18 protein-coding genes and 1 other RNA gene are annotated in these 22212 nt (G+C 36.1%); 6 read left to right on the top strand and 13 right to left on the bottom strand.

Annotated elements, in window-relative coordinates:
• The first annotated feature begins 97 nt into the window (after positions 1 to 97).
• Positions 98 to 225, top strand: a non-coding RNA gene (locus tag SC428_RS15785) — RtT sRNA.
• Between the two features lie 1934 nt (positions 226 to 2159).
• Positions 2160 to 2453, top strand: coding sequence for a helix-turn-helix domain-containing protein (locus SC428_RS15780; protein WP_070928815.1), 294 nt, complete (start codon positions 2160 to 2162; stop codon positions 2451 to 2453).
• Positions 2454 to 2931: 478 nt separating this feature from the next.
• Here SC428_RS15780 and SC428_RS15775 read toward each other — a convergent pair whose 3' ends face one another.
• From SC428_RS15775 to SC428_RS15755, 5 genes are all read right to left on the bottom strand, one after another.
• Entirely contained in the window at positions 2932 to 4659 is a 1728-nt protein-coding gene (locus SC428_RS15775) for a potassium/proton antiporter (protein ID WP_081335968.1), read from the bottom strand.
• Between the two features lie 437 nt (positions 4660 to 5096).
• The gene (locus SC428_RS15770; RefSeq protein WP_070928809.1) at positions 5097 to 5765 is read right to left on the bottom strand and encodes a methionine ABC transporter permease; all 669 of its coding nucleotides are present in this window, start codon (positions 5763 to 5765) and stop codon (positions 5097 to 5099) included.
• Positions 5762 to 6775: a methionine ABC transporter ATP-binding protein gene (locus SC428_RS15765; RefSeq protein ID WP_140183126.1), complete on the bottom strand. Its 1014-nt coding sequence runs from the start codon at positions 6773 to 6775 to the stop codon at positions 5762 to 5764. The genes SC428_RS15770 and SC428_RS15765 overlap by 4 nt, the downstream gene beginning before the upstream one ends.
• 2 nt (positions 6776 to 6777) lie before the next feature.
• A complete protein-coding gene (locus tag SC428_RS15760; protein WP_318708694.1) occupies positions 6778 to 8235 on the bottom strand; it encodes an NAD(P)/FAD-dependent oxidoreductase in 1458 nt (485 codons plus the stop codon).
• Positions 8236 to 8239: 4 nt separating this feature from the next.
• A complete protein-coding gene (locus SC428_RS15755; protein WP_140183128.1) occupies positions 8240 to 9364 on the bottom strand; it encodes an alkylhydroperoxidase domain protein in 1125 nt (374 codons plus the stop codon).
• A 215-nt stretch (positions 9365 to 9579) separates the two neighbouring features.
• Between SC428_RS15755 and SC428_RS15750 the strand changes: the two genes are divergently transcribed.
• From SC428_RS15750 to SC428_RS15735, 4 genes are all read left to right on the top strand, one after another.
• The gene (locus SC428_RS15750; protein ID WP_233445746.1) at positions 9580 to 10413 is read left to right on the top strand and encodes a MetQ/NlpA family ABC transporter substrate-binding protein; all 834 of its coding nucleotides are present in this window, start codon (positions 9580 to 9582) and stop codon (positions 10411 to 10413) included.
• A 289-nt stretch (positions 10414 to 10702) separates the two neighbouring features.
• On the top strand, positions 10703 to 11440 hold the full coding sequence (locus tag SC428_RS15745; protein ID WP_318708689.1) for a cyclase family protein: 738 nt from the start codon (positions 10703 to 10705) through the stop codon (positions 11438 to 11440).
• A gap of 416 nt (positions 11441 to 11856) precedes the next feature.
• Positions 11857 to 12636: an SDR family NAD(P)-dependent oxidoreductase gene (locus SC428_RS15740; protein WP_070929086.1), complete on the top strand. Its 780-nt coding sequence runs from the start codon at positions 11857 to 11859 to the stop codon at positions 12634 to 12636.
• A gap of 9 nt (positions 12637 to 12645) precedes the next feature.
• Positions 12646 to 13443: a MoaF C-terminal domain-containing protein gene (locus tag SC428_RS15735; RefSeq protein WP_070929087.1), complete on the top strand. Its 798-nt coding sequence runs from the start codon at positions 12646 to 12648 to the stop codon at positions 13441 to 13443.
• A 228-nt stretch (positions 13444 to 13671) separates the two neighbouring features.
• Here the strand turns inward: SC428_RS15735 and SC428_RS15730 are convergent, their stop codons facing one another.
• From SC428_RS15730 to SC428_RS15695, 8 genes are all read right to left on the bottom strand, one after another.
• Entirely contained in the window at positions 13672 to 14913 is a 1242-nt protein-coding gene (locus SC428_RS15730; RefSeq protein ID WP_318708686.1) for a hypothetical protein, read from the bottom strand.
• 37 nt (positions 14914 to 14950) lie between these two features.
• Positions 14951 to 17506, bottom strand: coding sequence for a fimbria/pilus outer membrane usher protein (locus SC428_RS15725; RefSeq protein WP_318708709.1), 2556 nt, complete (start codon positions 17504 to 17506; stop codon positions 14951 to 14953).
• Between the two features lie 54 nt (positions 17507 to 17560).
• Positions 17561 to 18310: a molecular chaperone gene (locus SC428_RS15720; RefSeq protein ID WP_283126482.1), complete on the bottom strand. Its 750-nt coding sequence runs from the start codon at positions 18308 to 18310 to the stop codon at positions 17561 to 17563.
• Complete coding sequence (locus SC428_RS15715; RefSeq protein ID WP_180355083.1) at positions 18310 to 19023, bottom strand: molecular chaperone; 714 nt, start codon at positions 19021 to 19023, stop codon at positions 18310 to 18312. The genes SC428_RS15720 and SC428_RS15715 overlap by 1 nt, the downstream gene beginning before the upstream one ends.
• A gap of 19 nt (positions 19024 to 19042) precedes the next feature.
• Complete coding sequence (locus SC428_RS15710) at positions 19043 to 19588, bottom strand: fimbrial protein (protein WP_070929091.1); 546 nt, start codon at positions 19586 to 19588, stop codon at positions 19043 to 19045.
• 5 nt (positions 19589 to 19593) lie between these two features.
• Complete coding sequence (locus SC428_RS15705) at positions 19594 to 20157, bottom strand: fimbrial protein (RefSeq protein ID WP_070929092.1); 564 nt, start codon at positions 20155 to 20157, stop codon at positions 19594 to 19596.
• Positions 20132 to 20806 carry a molecular chaperone gene (locus SC428_RS15700; RefSeq protein ID WP_070929093.1) on the bottom strand — a complete coding sequence of 225 codons (675 nt, stop codon included), beginning with the start codon at positions 20804 to 20806 and terminating at the stop codon, positions 20132 to 20134. Before SC428_RS15700 ends, SC428_RS15705 begins: the two co-directional genes overlap by 26 nt.
• Before the next feature lie 71 nt (positions 20807 to 20877).
• Positions 20878 to 21408, bottom strand: a complete 531-nt coding sequence (locus tag SC428_RS15695; protein ID WP_070929094.1) for a fimbrial protein — start codon at positions 21406 to 21408, stop codon at positions 20878 to 20880.
• Between the last annotated feature and the right edge of the window lie 804 nt (positions 21409 to 22212).

The following is a 22212-nucleotide window of genomic DNA, read 5'->3' as shown; positions in this document are numbered from 1 at the left end:
CAACGACCCGAAGGGCGAGGCCATCGGCCGAGTCATCCTGCACGACCCACCATCTAAAGAAACACTCTGTTCTTAATCCCAAAAAAAAGATCTTTGCATGTTGCACGTAGAGTGCGGGTGAGAAGCTGCGTTCAGGTTCGAGCCGAGCGAAGCGAGACAGCGTTGCGCTTGCGCAACGACCCGAAGGGCGAGGCCATCGGCCGAGTCATCCTGCACGACCCACCATCTAAAGAAACACTCTGTTCTTAATCCCAAAAAAAAGATCTTTGCATGTTGCACGTAGAGTGCGGGTGAGAAGCTCTACGATTGATTCTCTCTCAAACGTCTACATCATACCTAGAATAGATACCAAACATACATCCAAATGATTTACAGCGAAGCTATAGCGCTTTTAATGGCTTTACCAACATATGCACTCAATTGGTTTGTATTCACAATATTTCAACTCACAGCAATTTTAGCGAAAGCTAGAGGTTGGCTATTTATCTGTATTTCGTGGTGTTCATTGATTTGTGATCTAGAGATGTTGGTTTGAATCATCATTTTGATGACTATATTCTCATTGTCACATTAGCAAACAAATTAATGCTCCTTCTGTAATATATACATACTACCCACTAAGCCATTCCATATTGTTATGTTTGCATAAGCGATAAAGAGATGAGCTTTGTCATTTAAATTAAATTGTAGTGCCCTCAGTCAACCCTTGTGAAGTTTTCTAAGCTAATTAGCATTATTAGTTGTCAGAGGAGGGATGAGACATTCAAGATACCTTACAGGTTGTTTAATTTAATACTGTGGTTTACCACAATGATAAAACACCATGCTAAACATAAATCAAAAACAAAAATACTTATTAATATGACAATAGGGAATGTAAATATACTGTTTAAAGATATATATGGATCATTCTTTTATTGTAACGTGACGTTATTTCTTTTTACAATTTAATTGTAAACAGTTTGATGTTAAGGAGTCCGTATTCGTTAATATGCTATTAATTTAGCATAGAGTGATAGAGCAAGTATAAAGACATTCAAATAGTTTAAGAGTTGGGGCTTTGTATATAAAAATACACGGTTCAATAAAAGATAGTCTAACAAATTTTTAGCTTGTAATTACTCTAGTAGTGAGTTGTGGAACTCTGCATTGTTGTATCTCTTGTGGTTCTATTAAAATTATTACGATGTAAGGGAAGTTTACTATTGTGTAAGAGAATTAGGAGTTAAGCATAAATAGCTAGTTTTTAGGATTAAGTCGGTTTCTTTTGGGCTAATTTGGTAAGAATTATATTGGGTATTACTCAATAGTCAGTGATTTATAATGCGATAAAAATCTACAAAGGTAAATTTTATGGAGATAAATTCTTGCTGTTTAGTTTATGGGGTGAATATACAGTAGCGATATCATATTTGGATTTGTTTTTTAACATAAAAAACTGTGTATTTGAAAGAATTTAAATTTTTATTTTTTGTGATATGCTTCATGTATAGCAAACCAAAAAGATACATAACGTTAATGTTTTGTTATGTTTAGTGAGCTAGCTATAGTTTTTCTTATGCTACTTTAAAAATTCAGTGTTTTTTGTCGATTGTAACAAAAAGACTATTGATATAAGCTATTGATATTTAAGATATCAAAATGATAATATGGGAATAATTTCTCTTTTTTACTTTGTTTTACACTATTTGTGTGTTTATCGTATTGTGTGTATTCATTTTATGAATATCGGTTTCAAAAATCATTAATACTGTTACAGTATTAAATTATTCTGTTTATTTCCGTTATTTTTAGATTATTTATCGGGTAAATAAGGTTAATTTAGGTTTAAATTTTGTGGTTACCTGCGGGACTATGTTTGCCTAGAACAACAACTATTAATTGTTAAATGCTTTAATTTATTGAAAGTAAAGGGAAATCCTCATTTTTAAAGCTTTTTGTGATTATGATAATATTTAGTTACATAGTTGCAATGTCATTTTTGGATTAGTTGAAACTAATTATATTGCTAGTATATCATCCCTCTCAAGATATAGGCTGAATCGTCGTTAATACATCCAAATGGCTATATCATAAATAAAGATAACAATAGAAAAACACAGAGAATCACCTGCTGATTTTTTATTTCATTAATAATATAAGTTGAAGCGAGAATGTTTATGAATACAAAATATCCTGTCGCTTGTGCAGTTGGACAAAAAATTAAATCGTTAAGAAAGTCTCAAGGCTATACTGTTTTTCAGTTAGCTAAAGAGATTGATATCAGCGAGCAACAACTATTCCGCTATGAACGTGGAGTAAACCGTATAGATATCGACTGTTTAGTAAGAGTACTGAAAGTATTAGATGTAAATATGGGGGAATTCTTTAGTGAAGTCCTTCAAGATGATACCCATGCAAGTGAAGATAAAGAATCTAAAGGGTTTGACGACTCTATTTATTCTCTTATCTAACTATTGATTATATATGTTCCAAAGTGGAACTTAATTAAGCAATCTAGAACTTAATTGTTTCAATTAAGAACATTATATAAATAGACATTGAGAACTTTCTCTATTGTACTATCAATAAATACTGCATCTGTCATTATTTATATACTATGAAATAAAAGCCCTCTCATGGGCTTTTATTTTTTTATGGTCAGAAATACCGAAGATCATATGAGTGGAAATAAAAAATTACTGGATGCTCCAGAGATAATAAAGTGAAAAACAATGATTTTAAGTAAATATATTGATATAGGGGATGTCAATGTCAGCTAATTCATACTCCCATAATTCATGTTGTAGCGCTTTTCGTTAAGGCGTACTGATTATGTCCACTTACGCTAGTTACGTATTTCCTATGTTCCTAGCGCCTCGTTGACTTGGTCTTCTAACTACGCCTTGAATTATTTAGAGTATATAATCAAAAATGGCGTTTAGATTTTTACTAGCTATCCTCTAAAGGTATTGGCTCTAATACCACTGTGACTATCCGTGAACCAATCATCTCACTGATCCTCATCTGTAAAGACGTCAAGCTAATTACCATGCCCTGAGTTGGTTCTCCAGTTGAGATACTATAAATAAACTGATCTAGCGTTTGTATGTTCTCATTATCAATTTGAATGCCATAAGATTCATAAATTTCATCAAGCCTTGTTGTTCCTTTTAGGCTAAGCCCTGTTGATGGTAGCTCTATAGGCGTTAACTCGGAAGAAATCTTTTCAGAGAATAGACGTTCGAGAAAAAGGCGATTTTCAGGCTTCAGGACGACAAATAAATGGTCATTGGCAAGTAACTTTGTTGACCCTCTAGGAGGAAGAACGCTCTTACCGCGAGTGATCATGGCAATAACGGTTTGGTCAGGTAAAGCCAATTGTGATAAACGGCGGTCAACAGCAGAGCAATCTTCACCTAAAGTATATTCGACAAGATCTGCATCAATTTGATCGACAGCTGTGATATCAAGCGTTGCGGCTGGAAGAAGAGGAGGGGGCTGCATCAAATTCAGTTTGCGGGCGACATAAGGTAAAGTTGAGCCTTGTAATGTAGCCGATATTAACACCACAAAAAACACCACATCAAAAATTAGATTTGCTCCAGGTAAGCCATAAATAAAAGGAAAGATGGCTAATATAATAGGGACAGAGCCGCGCAGACCAACCCAAGAGACTAATGTGATCTCTTCGCGATTGAACCCAAATAATTTTAACACAGGAACAACGGCAATTGGGCGAGCAATAAAGGTTAATACCAGTGCAATAACCAGCCCTTCAAACCACACTTCCAGTAATGAACTTGGGTTGACTAATAAGCCTAACATGACGAACATGATAATTTGGCTTAGCCAAGCTAACCCATCATGAAATAAGAAAGTATTGCGCTGAAAAACAAAACGAGCATTACCGATAACGACGCCAGTCACAAAAATTGATAAGAAACCACTACCTTGTAAATTGCTTGCAATACCAAAGGATAGTAAGCCACAAGCTGCTACTAATACAGGGTAAAGTCCTGTGGCCAGTAATTTAATCTTATTAATAATTTTGATCGATAGCCAGCCAACACTTAGACCAACTAAGGTACCAATCCCCATTTGACTGATAAATAATAATAGTAGCTCGCTACCTGAAGCTTGCTGGTTCATTAGTAATTGTAACAGGCCGACGGTTAAAAAAATTGCCATCGGGTCGTTAGTGGCACTTTCAATCTCTAAAGTTGATTGCAAACGTTCATTAAGATAGATCCCTGCATTACGTAATAATGAAAAAACGGCAGCAGCATCCGTTGACCCCACAATTGCGCCAAGTAAAAGGCCTTCAAGTAGCGGTATACCTAAAATGTACGCCGCAGCTAATCCTGTAATACCTGCGGTGACTAATACACCAAATGTAGCGAGAGTGAATGCGGGTTTCCAAACAAGGCGAATAGACTTCACCGAAGTTTGCAAACCCCCATCAAATAAGATCAGTGCTAACGCTAGAGAACCAACAGCATAAGAGACGTTAACATTGTTAAACGCGATTTGGCCAATGCCATCTTCCCCTGCTAGCATGCCGATGAATAGGAACATAACCAGCATTGGCAAGCCTAGCCTAGCCGAGAGTTTACTGGAAAAAATACCCAGTAAGATGAGTATAGAAGTGAGTAATATTAACTGTTCAATTGTTAGCATAATCAGATTTAAGTTAGGGGGTGAGTAACACGCTGATAATGTATCATTGTTGCGAGTAAGGTCATCAGCAATGAAAATAAAACAATTAAGTTAGTACTATGGCTGAAAACACAATAATTTTAATTTAATCGTTATATCACTATGATTATACAACAGATAAAAAAAAATAAATTGACATATAACTGTATTTTTAAATCAGACGTTGTCTTTATATGATAATTTTATTGACTATTAATAATGTTTAGTACTTGAATTCCTATAATGGTTAATTTATTTAATGTATTTTGGTTTTTTGTTTATGTGGTTATATTAATTTCATGCTAATCAATCAATTATGTTCTAGTGTGGTTTCTGCATAATAGGATGAGTGAACAATAGTAGGAGAGGGAGAGGAGAAAAATGACCGATAAGTGCGGTTCATACCGGTCATTGTGTTATCAATGATATCTTGCCCTTTTAGCGAGATAATCACCGATCATCTGCATTCCTTGTACAATGATGACCAATGTCACAACGGTAATGGCCATCGCAACATTATCAAAGCGTTGATAGCCATAGTTGAGTGCTAAATCGCCAACACCACCACCACCGACAGCACCTGCCATTGCTGTTGCGCCAACGAGTGTGATACTGGCAGCAGTTAAACTTAGGATCAGAGATGATTTGGCCTCAGGTAAAATAAAGTGCCAAACAATCTGCCAATTGGTTGCTCCCATGGCATCAGCCGCTTCAATGATCCCCGAATGAACGCTTAACAAAGAATTTTCAATTAAACGTGAAGTATAAGGAGCAATATAGATCACTAAAGGTACGATCGCTGCGGTTGTGCCGATTGAAGTGCCAACCATAAGTCGAGTAAGAGGGATCATAGCGACTAATAAAATAATAAAAGGCAATGAACGAATAGTATTAATAATTGGGTTGATAATGCGGTATATCCACTTGTTTTCCCATATACCATCAGGTCGAGTGACCACTAAAACGATACCTAACAAAATACCTAGTAATGAGCCAATCACCAGCGCAATAGAAACCATGGTAAAGGTTTCGGACATTGCGAGGAAAAATTGTTTACTGGTTAATGCCGTATCAAACCATTGTGTCATAGAGCCCCCTTACTGACTGCAACGCCACGCTGGCGCAAAAATTCAATGCCATCACGAATATTGTTTTCTTCACCAACAATTTGTACAAACATACTGCCTAAAACTACGCCACTGATTTCTTTCATGTTGGCAAATAAAATATTAATTTTTACTTTATCTTGTAATATCAGCTCATTGACCACGGGCTGTTGTGCCGAAGCACCTAAAAACTCTAAGCGATAAACATTGTGTTGATGCTCTAAATTATCTAATACGCGTTTAGGTATTTCCTCATTGAGTACTGTACGCACAAATTTCTGTGTTGTCGGTTGTTGCGGGTTTGCAAATATATCGAGGACTGAGCCTTCTTCAACAACACGACCATTTTCCATCACAGCTACGCGGTGGCAGATTTGTTCAATCACTTCCATTTCATGAGTAACTAATAAAATGGTAATTTTTTGCTCTCTATTGATTTTTTTGAGCAATGATAAAATCGATAATGTGGTCTGTGGATCTAATGCCGATGTGGCTTCGTCACATAATAAAATTTTGGGATTATTAATTAATGCACGAGCAATACCCACTCGCTGCTTTTGTCCACCAGAAAGCTGCCCCGGGTATTGATGTTTTTTATCGCTCAGTTCTACATAAGCTAAAATATCATCAATACGTCGTTCGATTTCTTGTTTACTCACACCAGATAACAGTAATGGCATGGCAATATTTTGGGCAACAGTCTTGGTTTCTAATAAATTAAAATGTTGAAAAATCATGCCAATACTTTTTTTATGAGCTCGAATTTCTGCCGCACTGTGATGTGCGATATTTTGCCCATTAATGATCACTTCACCTGAAGAGGGTTTTTCGAGCTGATTCACTAAGCGGATCAAAGTACTTTTACCCGCACCGCTATAGCCAATAAAACCGAAAATTTCACCTTCATTAATTTGTAAATTAACATTTTGCAGTGCGGTTAGTGACTGGCCTTCTTTTTGATAGATTTTTTCGATGTTTTTAAATGTAATCATAATTACTCCACACTATCCGCTTGGGTGATCCGTAAGCGATAAGGGAGTGCTGGTTGCCACTCATCTCCTAGTAGCTCAGCTTCAGTACTGTCTTTCACCTGTTGCAAGTGTTGTTGTTGATGAGCAAGATAAAGCTTAGCAGCAATATGCTCTGCAAGTTTTAGTGCGCCAGTATTGGTATTAGGGATTAAACCAATAATCGGGCCCATGCTGAGTGATGCCGCTAAATTAAAGCAATACAGATTACTTAATTCAGATAGATGACAATTTTCTTTTGGCAGAAACTCAAAGTTAGCACCTAAATAAGGATATAAAGCAAATTCACTGTTCTCTTCATCGCTAGGAGGACGATAAACTTCTCCCCATGTACGAATAAAAGGGGTAACTTTGCTAAATGCAGTATGTTTCTGCCAGTTTAAGCGGTAGCCAGTGGCTAAGATCAGATAATCAGCAATATACTCGCCAGTGGTTGTATCAATATGCAGTTTATTATTTTTTACTGTGATCTGCTTGATTTGAGTATCGAAATTAAAATAAGCATTATCATGGCGAGATACTCTCAGCGTGCTGCCATGCGGTGCTGGAGTCTTGGCTTTAACAACATAGTCGCTGTAATGCCATTTTTGAGCGTCAGTAAATTGACTATAGGCTTGGGTAAACCCAGGGTTTCCAGCAACTTTACCGCGATTAACTCTTGGCATATCTTTCGCTCGGATCAGTAATTCAACCGAGCGAGCACCGTGTTCTAATGCAGTAGCTGAGCTATCCATTGCACCAGCGCTGTAGCCAACTACAGCAATATCTAATCCATTGAAACGGCTATAATCACTCCCTGCGTAAGAATGTTCCCAATAATGATTAGGAATAGTATCCATAAATGCAGGAATATTAGGTTCACTGAATGACTCCATACCTGTGGCAAGGATCACATGTTGTGCTTGATAGCGTTGCTCTCCGTCTGGCGTCTTAAACGTAAGTATGTAACCCTGTGCACTTAATTCAGTATCAATTAATTGATACTGATTCAGTACATAAGGGGCGGTCATTTTTTTGAACCATTGAAGATATTCGCCCCATTGCAGGCGTGGAATTTTATCTAGTAAATCCCACTGTTCATCACCGAACTGTGCCTTAAACCAAGCTTGAAACGTCAGTGAAGGTGAGGCAAGTGCGGGGCCAACAACATGTTTTGGTGAACGTAATGTTTCCATTAACGCAGGGGTTTGCCATGGACCTTCTCTTCCTGCAACGGCTTGATCAAATACAACGGATCCAATTCCTTGTAATTTAAGAGCAAAAGCGGCAGTGATACCTGACATTCCAGCGCCAATGATCGCTACATCCAATTGATGATGCGAATGATTTGGCGTTAATGACCAATTTGTTAGCGGTAAATTAAGGTATTGCAAATCACGATGAATTTGCTCTTCCAGAACCTTTAAACCATTATACGAGGTCATTGGTTTACTCCTTATTTTCTTCGATTTGAAATGGCTCACCTAAAGAAAGCATCAAACGGTTTGCCCAAGAGAAAAACGCAGTAGACTGAATGAGATCGAGTAATTCGAGTTCAGATAATCCCAATTTCCTCAATAAAACAATTTGCTGATGGTTAGCCTGTATCGGTGTAGCAGAAAGCGCAGTTGCTAGGTCGGTGATTGCGGTTAGGCGCTCATCGAAACCGTCGGCAAGCGCTGAGCCAACGGGTGTCGCTAATAACTTTTCAACATCAGTACGACGATCTTTAGCATATTGACTAGCTTTACGTGCATGAACTGAAGCACAGTAAATACAACCATTAACTTTACTTGCTGCTGCTGCGGCAAATTCACGCTCCCAGCGAGGTAGGCCACCGGCGGTATAAAAAACACCGCGATCAATTAAGGTACGAATTTCCAGAATTTTGCTTTGATGAGCAAGCAATAAAAAATATTCAGAGTTTAGTTGTCCAAACTTTTTCATCACTTGTGTTTCGTCGGCATCAAGAGTTTGAGGATCACGAGCGTTGAGCCATGCTTCCCAACCAAGTTGTTCTTGGGTGAATGCGGTTGGAGAAGGTTTTCCTTGATGTGTTTGTGGGTGATTATTCCACTGCCCAGCAGTAATCAAGGGTGTGTGAATATGTGATGGCTCATGCTGTTGTAGCAATCGCAATCCTTCTATCAAGCGAGCTTGGTAAGTAACAAAGGTAATTAATTGAGCGAGTAAAATGATGTCACTTTCAATCCACCCATGGTGAGTTAAAGCATTGAGTAGCTGATAATCAGTTTGTTTGGGGTGGTTAACCAGTGTTTGTAAATATTTTTCGGCAGCTTTAAAGGCGGGATCAGTTAAATTGAGGGGATGCTGACCTAAAGATTGCTGATAAAAATACGCCAGTGTTGCACTACCTGTTTGCTCGGCCACAATACTCGCGAAGTGATATTTTATTTCAGGTGTTAAACGAGAAGAATCTACGGAAAAAATAATATCAAAAGCGGCTTGAGTATTGTCAGTCGCAGCTGCTCGTTCATTTCTGGTAATTGCTAAATTTGACTCTGGTGTTAGTTCAATGAGTTCATTAATTAAATCATTATTTGGAATAGACATCTTACAATTCTCTTTATATACATTTTTATCTTATTTATTCATTACATAACAAGAAACCCATTATTCGAACGAACAAATCGCTATATCCATATTCCTAAATGTTATTAAAATGGCTTTATATATAATATTAGTAATAAGTTATAGCGATATGTTATAAATCAGATGAAATAATTATGATTATACTGACCCTATTATTTACACAGGGTCGTAACATCATGTTGAAACAAAAAATAAAATATTTAGCTTTAGTTGCCACAGCAGTGATTGCATTGGCTGCATGTAATGATAATAACGAGAAAAATAACCCAAATAAGAAGGAAATAACCATCGGCTTTGGCGTTGGTAATTATATTGATCAAGTCGAAAAAGGAATCGTTCCGATATTAGAAAAAAAAGGTTATAAAGTTACCTTGCGACAATTTTCACAAAATAGGCAAATAAACCCCGCATTTGAAGAGGGATCCATTGACGCTTCAGTAAATCAAAGCCGAGCTTATATGGAAGCGTATAATAAGAAAAATAATATCAATATGGTTGCCTTAGCGGATTCCCCAAGCGCACCACAAAGTTTACGTTCTAACAAACATAAATCATTGAATGAAGTAAAAGATGGTATGATTGTCGCATTATCTAATGATCCGGTAAACGCAGAGCGTGGAGCTCGAATTTTAGAGCAATTAGGTTGGATAAAAATAAAGCCTAATACCAATACATTAACTTTTAGCGTGAATGATATAGAGCCTGCTAAATATAATTTAGATATCCGTGAAACAGATGCTGCGCAAGGTCTACGTTTATTAGATGATGTTGATTTTGTTGTGGTAAATGGTAACTATGTTGCGAGTGCAGGCCAGCGTATTGCGGATGGATTAGTGATTGAAGACTCGCCTTTAGAGCATCGTGTTATTGTGACAGTAATGCAAGATAATGTGAACTCTCAATGGGCAAAAGATTTAAAAGATGCTTTCGAGTCAAAAGAATATGCGGATTATATTCGTTCACAACGCATATATGATGGCTTTATTGAGCCTGAAGTATGGAATAAGTAACTAACAAAATCCTAGTCTACTTTTTATTGTTAATTATGGCCACCTAGTATGTTATTAGGTGGTTTTTTATTATTTTAAGATGGTTGGAAATAACAGTGATGTAATATGAAAAATATTCGTCTTGTATTGATGGACAAAGTGTTTATTTTTAGTTAATTAATAAAGGCATTGCTATACTTCAGATAGTCGTGCTTTGGGTGATGAAGTTCACCGGTTGTCTAGCTATACATCTCATTATTTTAAGTATAAAAATAATAACTGAGCAAATACATCGCAAAAGGGAAAATCTATGTCTAATGAATTATTGAATGCCCTAAATTTATTAAAGTCAAAAAAGTGGGTCGATTTAACACATAGTTTTGATCAAGATTCACCACGTTTTTTTATGTTCGAAGCAGCGAAATTTCAGACATTATTCGATTATAAAGATGGTTTTTTTGCACAGCAATTTACTTTCCCCGGTCAATATGGCACGCATATTGATGCTCCATGCCATTTTGTACAAGGGAAACGTTATCTACACGAGTTAGAGCTTAAAGAGTTAGTTTTACCTTTGATCGTCATTGACCAATCACAGCGCGCTAAACAAGATCCAAACTTTGCTTTTTCGCGAGAAGATGTGCTTGATTTTGAAAAACAACATGGACAAATTGAAGCCGGAACTTTTGTTGCGTTGAGAACCGATTGGAGCCATCGCTGGCCATCACAGAAAGCAATGGATAATAAAGATACAGAGGGCAACAATCAAATTCCAGGTTGGGGAATGGATGCATTGACGTTTTTATTTGAAGAACGAGGTATTAAAGCGATTGGCCATGAGACTTTTGATACCGATTCAGCCCAAGATTTTCGGCGTAATAATGCTTTGCAGGGGGAATATTATGTATTGGAACAAGATACATATCAGATTGAATTAATGGCTAATCTTGATAAATTACCAACCCGAGGTGCTGTGATTTTTAATTTGGTCGCCAAACCTAACAATGCCAGTGGTTTCCCTGTTCGTTCTTTTGCAATCTTACCTTAAATTTAACTATCTAAATTTATCAGTGAATTATAGTCGTCACACACCGTGCCGCAGCCGTGTTGGCTGCGCGCACTCGCACGAGTCAAACACCTCAGTAGGCTTCTAGCTATATCTAGAATTATTTAGGATACGATAATAAAAGGCTGGCTGATAAATTTATCTTACTCCCTCTTAATTTATCCACTTCTATCGCATTTTTATGAATATCGTTCCTTAGAGCGATAGTCAGGTTTGGTAATTTGTTTCTATATTAACAAATAGACCCGTCATACTTCGAATTACAAGGTTTTTCGCTAAGGTATGGTGACTACGCAGATGTGAGTTAGTCGCATAATTTTTCTGTTCCTAGCTACATCTCGAATTGTTTAAAGTAAAAATTAACTTTGTATTAAGCATGAGTCGCGATAGGAGAGGGTATGGAAGCAAGAACCGTTGTTATTACAGGTGGTGGTACTGGAATCGGTGCTGCTTGTGCTCAGCTATTTACTCTTCAAGGTGACAAAGTTTTTATCATTGGGCGCCGTGCAGAACCCCTACAAAAAATTGCTCAAGAAACAGGCTCAATAGCCATTGTCGCTGATGTTTCTACTGCAACATCATGGGATGAGAACATTTTGCCACAGATTCAACAGTACACAGATAGAATTGATGTATTAATCTGCAATGCAGGAGGAATGGGGCTAGGGACGGTTGAGGATATGAGCGACCAACAATGGCGGCAAGCCATATCCGCTAATCTAGACAGTGCATTTGCTAGTATTCGTGGATGTTTACCCTTTTTAATACGGAGTCAAGGCAACGTACTTTTCATTGGTTCATTAGCGTCTTTAGCTGCTGGCCCTGAAGCTTGTGGTTATGTTACAGCAAAGCATGCACTAATTGGACTCATGCGTTCTGTTGCTCGTGATTATGGAAGACAAGGGGTTAGAGCAAATGCAATTTGTCCCGGCTGGGTAAAAACACCAATGGCGGATGCAGAGATGCAGCCATTGATGGAACAACATCAGTTTTCATTGGATGAGGCTTATCGATATGTTTGCCGTGACGTGCCATTACAACGTCCAGCAAGTGCAAAAGAAATTGCTTTAGCATGCAAGTTTTTATGTTCGGCGGATGCTTCGATTATTACTGGTGCAGCACTGGTTATTGATGGTGGTGCAACAGTTGTCGATTTACCTACTCTCGCTTTTACCTAAGGAGCTATTATGATTGAAGAAGCTACATTTATCCAAGTGGGGGCATTATCAGATGGTTTTGCACCGGATAGCTATATTTTAGAGGTCAGTAATAAATTAACAGGTAAGACATTTCAATTAAATTTTGCAGATACAATGCAACAAATAGCAGTCTCTTTTCCTGCTGATCAGCAAATTAAATGGAAAGATGCTATTGTTGGTTGTAGGATTACTTCTATTCGGTCTGGGGTTTATTTTGTTAATTTTATTTCACCTGAAGATTGGCGTGTAGGGATTACTATTATTATTAACGAGCAAGATAATAACTGTGTCTTGCTTCAAGGCACTTTACCCACGGAAACTGATATTCGTATTTCAGCCTTTAGTAAGGTTGAGCAAAATCTGCCATTAACGGATGTTAAAATCGGCATTCAACTTGGAACCCTTGATAATAAGCAAGGACAAGCACCGACTTATACCGCAGAGCTTATTGGTATGCGTAATATGTATACTTATAATCCTAAAGAGCGTTATGAGCATGTTTATCTGAATGAACAATTCTATGCGTGGCATTGTTTGGATGGTGTTGAAAAGGGGTTAGCGGATGTTGACCGTTGTCATTACATTAAAATATCAAATAATCTGTATTTATTTATCTGGCGTGAAAAAATTATCCCAACGTTAGGTATCATCTTGATTGACCTTAATGAAATGAGAACAGATGGTGGAATTATGGGGTATCAAGATCAGGGATTTAGTTCCATTAGTTTATTCCCTGTGGGGGCGCATGCAACGATATTAAATAAAACCGATTACCCTAAAGCGTAATCATTGTGATATTTCAAGTCGTAATGCTTTTCGTTAAGAGGGGCTGATCGTATCTCCCATGCCTCTGAGCGAGTGACTTATTTTGTATTTAGCAGTGCTTATTATTATTTTAAATATAGATTGCCACTCGCAGCATATAGTGAGTGGCAGCGTTTAATTAAATATCAATAATATGTGTAATAAGACATTAATGACTTACAGCATTAACGTTTTTTATCAATTTAATTTTTATTCAAGATAAAAAGATACATCAATACTTCCACGGTACGCACCTGCTTTTACATTCCCATTTTGGCAAAGATTAAAGTATAAGTTTTGGCGTAAATTTGTAGTGGTAATATCTTCTAGTTTAATGCGGTCATAGTAAACTAATGCATCACTGTGACCATTTCGACAGATATCTGATGCCGGTGGTACCTTAGTGGTTACAATATAAGGGCGCTCAGTTGAGTTAGCTGAATTTCCTGACAAAGAATCCAAAGCCATTCCGGCAAGATTCGTACTTGATGTTGTTCCTGTACTATTTTGACCATGCAATTGCTGATTAGCCGATAACACCATAAGTAATTTGCCAGTTGTCACACAATCTAATGACAGTGTGGCGGGGCGGGTTTCCAATAGTTGATTGACTTTATAACCAGCCAATTGATTGTTAAATACAATATTGGTTGCAGTCATCGGTTTAACAATACACGAATCTAAGGCTTCGATACTTAGAGTATTATCATTTAATAATTGTGTATCTGCTGATGCCCATCCATATATAGAATATAAGTTACTACGGCCGAACCGTAATTGTTCATCAGTTGACAGTCTATAACGTCCTTTCGTTATCGTTGTCGGAGCGCCTGATTCGGAGCTAGCATAAGCAGAAAAACTGCTAATATCAGCTGTAATATTTCCTGTTCTATTCCGTGAATCAGGAATGAAATATTTCTCAATTGTAGATGTATTATTTTCAAGCTTCCAGCCTAAAGAGTCTGTTTGATATAAATTACCACTTATTGTTCTTGAACGCTTAATAACGGCTCTTTTTGTGACATATGAGTAATTTGCATTATAAAATGAAGCAGATACAGTACCATTTAGAAGTAATACAATAGTTTTATTTGGATCATTTTCGTTAATAAGTCTAATACCTGGGGCTCCTTCATACTTTGGAAAGTTGGAATTAATATAGCCGCCACTTAGTGTTGAAAATTGTAAGTAAACAGCATTGCGTGGAAGCATCGGGTAGTTAACGTTAGGATCCTGCAGCGGAGACGTGCTTGAATAGTGCCATGAAGGGTGGTAGCTCAAAAAAGCAGATTTTGCTGAAGGGTATAACTCTCCCAAATAGCCTGATTGTCCAGCTCGAACAGTGAGTTTATCTGCTGCTAGTGCTGGAAATTGTGCAGCAAATAGCAATGTGAATAGCAAGCTTGATGCTACATTGGATGAAAATGGAAAATAGGATTTTATTTTTTTCATGGTGATTCTCTTATCCGTCATTTGGCTTTAATGCTCTTTATTTACATTCAGCTATTAGCGTTCTAACTGGTGAATCAGCGGTTACCGCTATACTTTCTAATGATGTGTAACTAATTGAACATTGATCACCTTGATTACCCCATTTAATGTTTAGTTTTCCGGAATTAGGTAATCCACTCATGTACAACTGATTATTAGAACCAACAATACCTGTATTAATATCATCATCTTTATCGGCAGAAATAAGCGTTGCAATGGCACCAAATGGTGGTATTTTACCTGCTGTACTAATATGAATGATGGCTTGGTAGCCAATTTTGGTTTTAAAGTTACGTTTGATAATTGCACCTTCAGTTGGGTACACCATCATGGATGTATCTTTGAAAGTAATATCATCTGGTAACGTATTGACGTTGACAGAAATTTGGTTTGCTGTATTGCTCGCTAATTGTGGAATAATCGCATTACCAAAGCGGTCAAACTTGGCACCCATTGTTAGCTCTGCGCCTTTAGCGCCATCAGCGGTAATAATAGCGACGGTATCTCCAATATTCGGGGACAATGAAATCCCATCAGAGTGAGCGATCATTCCTCCACTCATACTTACGTTCATTGTGCGGTTTGTGTCAGAGTAACTGTAACCAGCTGAGAGCGTTGAATTATCTGCTGAATATGTACCATTTAAGCTACCACCGTAGTTACTTCCTTGACTATTGTAGTTTTGGTACAATCCGTAACTGAATTTATTTTCTAACGCACTTCCTGTCAAACCCGCTTGATTTCGTGTTTCGCCGTGGTTATCAATGCTAATACCGTAACGAGCGCTCATCGTTTGAGTCATTTCATTATTAGTCAGTAAGCTGAAGGGCACTGTAATATCTAAAGAAACCACACGGTTTTCAGGCCATGAGTTGTTGTAGCTTTTTACTCGGTCAACCATATAACTTAAGCTATAAGATATGCCTTTGTAATTATTATTGTATGACATACCGACAGAGGTATTGGAGCTTTGCCCGCCCCAATAGGTATTTTTTGCCGCTCTTAATGATAAAGAACCATAAGAACCAAAGGACTGACTGATCGAAGTTTGGAAACTATAACGTTGTCTTGAACCTGTCCATGGTGCTAACCCATTTTTTATATCATATCCCGCATTGTTGTAGTCAGAAAATGAATAAAAGTTTTCTGTAGTATAACGTAGCGCAGTTAAGTCAAATGACGTTCCCGTTGAAAGTAAGCTTTTAGAATACCGGATACGGTAAGATTGACCTTTTAAGCGTTGATCAGAAAATTTCGCATCCGAGTGGGTTATATCGGTGGATAAAGCACCTAATACACCTAAGGAAAGACCCACACCTCCAACGATAGAATTATATCCATTAGACACGAGCAAACCACCGTAGGTCGTAATGTTGTAGGGTAAACCAACACTAAATGTTCCTAGGGTAAAAGTTTTTCTTTTTGAGTCCGTTGTAATCCCTCCGTTATAACGGCCAGCAACAAGCTCATAGTTATACATTCCTTGCCTTTCCATCATTGGTAATGATGAATAAGCTTGGGTATAAACGGTTTGTTTGCCATTTTCTTCTTCAATTGTGACTTCCATATCCCCAGCTAAACCACTAGCAGGAATATCGCGGATAACAAATCGACCCGGTGCGACGAACGTTTGGTATACAACACTACCGTTTTGGCGTACGGTTACCGTTGCATTGGAGTTTGCGAAGCCCTCAACAACAGGAGCATATCCCTGCATATTGTTTGGGTTCAAGTTTGGGTTTGATTTTAAACTTGCCCCTTTCATCGGGATTGAATCAAAAATTGTACCGCCCGATGAAATTTCACCTGCTCTCAGGGTCGATTTAATGGCATTAATAGTTCGGTATACATAGGTATTTGAAAAAGCAGAATCACTAAAACTGGATGAACCACTATTTTTACTGTAGTTGTATAAATAGCTAGTTCTGAGGCGCCATGCACCAAAGTTAATACCTGCATTGATATTTGTAAAAATTGAATCTGAGGTACTTGATTCTTGGTGGTATTTAGATAGTTGGCGGTTATTACTATAGTTAAGTACATAATTCATGATTAAGGCTGTCACACCGTCATCACGAGCATCAGGCGGAACATAGCCTGCAAAATTAGGTACCATGGCAATTTGTGGAATAGACAAATTGACAGTGAGTGTTTGCACATCAAAGGTAACAAGTGCGTCAGTGATATAATCAGATAAATTAGTAATTTCAGCATTATCAGCTAAGTTTCTTAACTTAGGCACCGCAGATACATTAACACCGAAATTTTTCAATTGTTCGACGGTAAAATTAGGAATGATTTTATCATTTTTATCTTTGGTAAACGGGATGTTAAATTCCCCTGCATGTATCATATTAACGTTAACAGCGACATCATAATTACCTGGAGTCACAGTATTACTTTTTGTAAAATCGCTTAGATCGATTTGATTGATATCAATGCCGCTACCATGCATTAGCAGGCCGGGGTCAAAATAAGACTCGGCGTGCGTAAAAGCAGGGGTCATTGCATAGCAACATGCAAAAACCTCTAATGCTATTATTTTAAGTTTCATCCCTTTCACAACATCACCATTTATCGTTATAGTTAATCATGTTTCAACTGGAATTTAATTTGATGTCTCTTTACTTAATTCCATCAAATATTCATCCGTGAATCGCCACTCAATTTTTCCAGCCTTGTTGCTGGGTAGCATAACTTCCTTCGCTGAAAAAGGTATTAATGTAATTTCTCTTTCACCGTTTTTAATTTCATTTCCTGCGACTTTTAAATAATCAAAAGTTAAATAAAAAGGTGTCGGATTTTCTATTTTTACTACATTATTATTTCGGGTGATCTTGACTTTTTTGGCTAAGTCACCTGTTTTTAAATTTTCAATTTCTTTAGGGCGATAGAGTAATTTAAAGTAGAAATTAGGAATGATATTTAATGTCACACTGTTTTCTACTTTTGTTTTTTCTTCACTAGGAACGCCCCTTATTCCGATCCAAAAAAGGCTTTCCCTGTCTTTTGGCATATTAGTATTATTAATTTGAATACCAGTACGTCGTATATTCCAAGAGGCTTGAGAGCCTGCTTTCATGTTTTTTAATGGTGGTAAGATAATAAAAGGAACACTTTCAGTATCTTTTTTTTCTTTCGGCAGCAATGTTTCTTCATCAACATTTGCAATCCAAGCTTCCATTAAATAGTCACTAGCATTACCATTTATCATATCGATACTAATACCACCGGTATCACTCTCGTTATAAACGTATCTTTTAAGAAGAAAGTCAAAACCAGTTGGTGAATTTGCTAATACTGTCATTGGGAAGCTAATGCATAAAAGAAAAAAAGCGAATATTTTACTTCTCATCATTATTTAGTCCCATCAAATACTACTGATTTTAGTGATGTTTCACCGCCATAATCATTAATTATTCCCCATTCTAATTTCGATATTTTTTTTGCTATTGATATCTCTATTGTAGAAAAAGGAGCGACCATTGGTGCTCTATCACTCGTATAGGGTTTACCGTCCATTTTTATATTAACAAACGTATAATGGTAAGGTGATGGGTTATTAATAATAATTTTATTCCCAGATTGCTTAACAGCTAGTTTATTAATATAGTCTTTTACATTTCCGTCAATACCATTCGGACGATAAAACATTTTTATTACTATTTTTGTCGATAAATTGAATTTTGTATTTATTTGATTATTTTCATTATTATCTTTTTGTTTTATTTCAGGTATAAAATTAACCATCAAATAAAATAACGACTCTTTGTCTTGTGGTAGCTCATTTAATCCTTTTGGAAGGATTTTTAATGCATTATGAGAATTTTCTTTCAATGTTACGATAGGGGGGATTACCGTAAAATTGTAGCTTGGTTCATTTTCAGCATCTAAACTAGAAAAAACTAAGCTTTGAATTAGGTATTTTTTATTCGCTGAATTGTAAGCACTAACACTTTGACTTTTATCACCTTGGGTAAATATTATTCTTGAATGATCCAGTGAAACTGCTGCAATTGAATTTTGAGTTACAAATAAAATTCCTAGTAAGGCTTTAACTATCTTTTTCATGTAAGTTTTCGCTGTATTATTAATCGGCATAGTAACCGATAGTTAATGTTGCAGAGAAATCACCTTCATTTGGCTCGCAATTATCTATTGCACAACGTAATTTAGCATTGATACTTTTTGTTGCGCTTGTATTTTCAATATTATCCCAAATAATAGAGGCGGCACTAGGCTTACCTAAAGGGTTGTTGTTAATATCGATAATACGGGTACCATCTAATAATTGAACGCCAATGACACCATTCGGGTCATCATTGAAAAAATTATTAGTTCCATTCAATGTATTTCCCGATGACAGATAAACTTGCGCTCCGCTTTGCGATTGGTTATTACAATTTTTCAAACCAATAGTAAGATTTTTGCTTACGCTGTCATTTTTTATTTCGGTAACAGTGGTGATACCTGATTGATTACCTAGCAAAATTTCAGATGGAACATCAATATCACAAGTTTTTGCTAAAAATAAAACAGAAAACTCATATCTAACCATATAGTCATCAGTGGCCATTGCCGGAAAATGCATGAAAAACATTAATAAAGAGATTAATACTTGTGATATTTTTTTCATGGCAGCTAATCCTGATAAAATTCAAAGGTCACGGCGGCGTTAGAATCACCTGGTTTTACACCATTTTCACGTTTTACTAGACTTACTCGATAATTAATTTCTACTGAATCACTGGTCGTAGATGAAAAATTTGCAATACCTGCTTCATTTATTTCTTTACAGATTTGGTTTTTTTTATCACATGACTCAAGTAAAAAGCCTGTTTTAGTTGTATCGGTTAATCCGTAAAATATACCATTGCTAAATTGTGTTGAAGAAGCTGGTTTTGATTTTACTTTTATATTCTTCTCAGTATTTACAGGAAAGTTTTCACAGACAATAGTGTAGGAAAAATTTTCAGTGAAAATAGGTTTTTTTATTGGTTGTCCATCGATGTCAGAAGCAATAAGAACACCTATTTTATTAAAATCGATGATTTTATTTAAATCATTATTATCATCGAATTCACAAGTTCCTTTTGTTATTCGGGTTTTGAACTGTATTTGCCCATTTTGTGCAGTAAGTTGGCTCGAAAAAATAATAATACTTAGAGTTAATATTATTTTACTGAACCATTCCATGGTATTCATTATATCCTCCAAGATCGTTGATAACAGCCCATTTTACTGTTCCACTCTTCATTTGATTCGGATAGCTAACTTCAGTGTATGGTGCTAACACATTATTTTGTTTATTCAGTTTGATGCTTTGATTGTTAACAAATAATCCTGCTAAATTAATATAGTAGGGGGAGTCATTAACTAATTTGATACCATTTGTTGTACTTGCTATTTTGATACCTTTAAACGCAATCTCTTGTTGCATCGGTAAGTTGTTAGGACGATAGAAAATTTTGATGACATTTTCTAAGCCCACCTTTACTCCATCATTTTCATTTAATTCGGGTACATTACGAGAGTGAAAGTAATACATCGACTCTCTATCTTTTGGAAATTTATTTGTAATTGCTTTAATTTTAATAATATTACGTTGCTTCGGCGATAATTTGAAAATGGAAGGTGTAATTACAAATAAACCGTCAGTTGCTATTTTGCTGTCTAATTTGTGTGTAACAAAATTGGCAACTAAATAGGATTTATCATCTTCATTTCGCGCAGAAATAGAGGCTGAGTTAGTAGATTCTTCAATTATAATACGTGTTTGGCTTAAGCCGACGCCTGCTTGAGTAGTAAATGAAAGAGTCAATAAGGTAAAAATTAAGGATTTTAATTTTATCATTTTTTATTTCCTTTATAGCAGGCAGTATATTGATACTGCCTGCTCAACTAGCTAATTAACTAAAGTAGTTATTAGTCGTATGCAACGCTAAAAGTAACTGGAACATTTAAATTTTGAGCGACAGCATCTTTAGAAGTTGCATATAAACCAGCTGTAACTTCAACGATATAGTCGTTATCACCTAAAATTTTCAGGTTATTGATAGTTGTTTCTGCGTTAGGTGTTAATTCAGTTGTACCTGCTTTTAGTTTAACGCCAATTTGTGATGCTTGAGCATCAGCAAACATATCAGAGTGACCCGCTAAAGCTTCACCAGTTGTTAGGATTGAAACTTCTGTTGCAGTTGTATCATCAGAATAAGTTTTAGTACATTTATTTAATACTAAGTTGAAGTTTGATTCTGCTAATGCTTTATTGATATCAGTAATTTTTTCGATTGAGTGAGTACCTAAATTTACTAAAGATTTAGAAGCACTGATATCACATGTTGCTGCTACTAAGCGCGCGTTAAAATTTACAGTAGCATCTTGCGCTGCGAATGCTTGAGAAGATAGAGCTGCAACCGCAAATGTACCAATTAAAGCAATTTTATTTAATTTCATGATGATCTTCCTAAGTATGTGAAAAGCTAAATTTAAAATATATATTTACTTGTTTTTTTGTGTTTCTATTAAATATAATTAGATTAAGTAGTTTAACTAGGGACTTGTTCCTTTTAATAATAGCTGTATGGGCTCCATTCCATATTTTATCAGTAACCGTTAATGTTTAATTTAATTAATCAATATTAACGTCGAACCCACTTCATTTATAGTGAAGTGCTTATGTTATCTGATACAAATATTTAACATGCTCTAATTAATACCCTTTAATGGTGCAAGTGTTTAATATATTCTAATTAATATTTTTACAGTAGAAACAACTAGTGATTAACATATTACGTGTTAAACTGGAATTAAATATAGCCCACTCGTTATTTAAGTAAACACATTTCAGTCAATGGATAAGAGTTCTTTTAATAGATTTTGTCTATTGATTTAATGATAAAACTTGACAAAATATTTAAAAATTTGACTTTATAATTTTATAAATTAACAAGATATGTGAATAGTTCTTTTTTGGAATGATGATGGGATTATCATATATTTTAAGTTTATTTTATTTGTTATTTTTTTAATTTAAGATTGATATTTTCATTTTGTTACACTATCGTTTTTTTTGAAATACATTTAGTTATGGGTGTTTGTTATACACTACTATTGTGAACACAGTAAATATACATAGTGGAATCTCTCCCTAATATGTCATCAATAAATAAAATAGCTTGGGTTTATTTTCTAATACAGTAGAACTTAATAATAGTGATCTAGATGTGCTAGGCATTAATATGATAGAAATGTGCAAAG

It is taken from the genome of Providencia sp. 2023EL-00965, assembly GCF_033550225.1.
Taxonomy (GTDB): domain Bacteria; phylum Pseudomonadota; class Gammaproteobacteria; order Enterobacterales; family Enterobacteriaceae; genus Providencia; species Providencia manganoxydans.
This window is presented reverse-complemented; position numbering and strand designations above follow the sequence as displayed.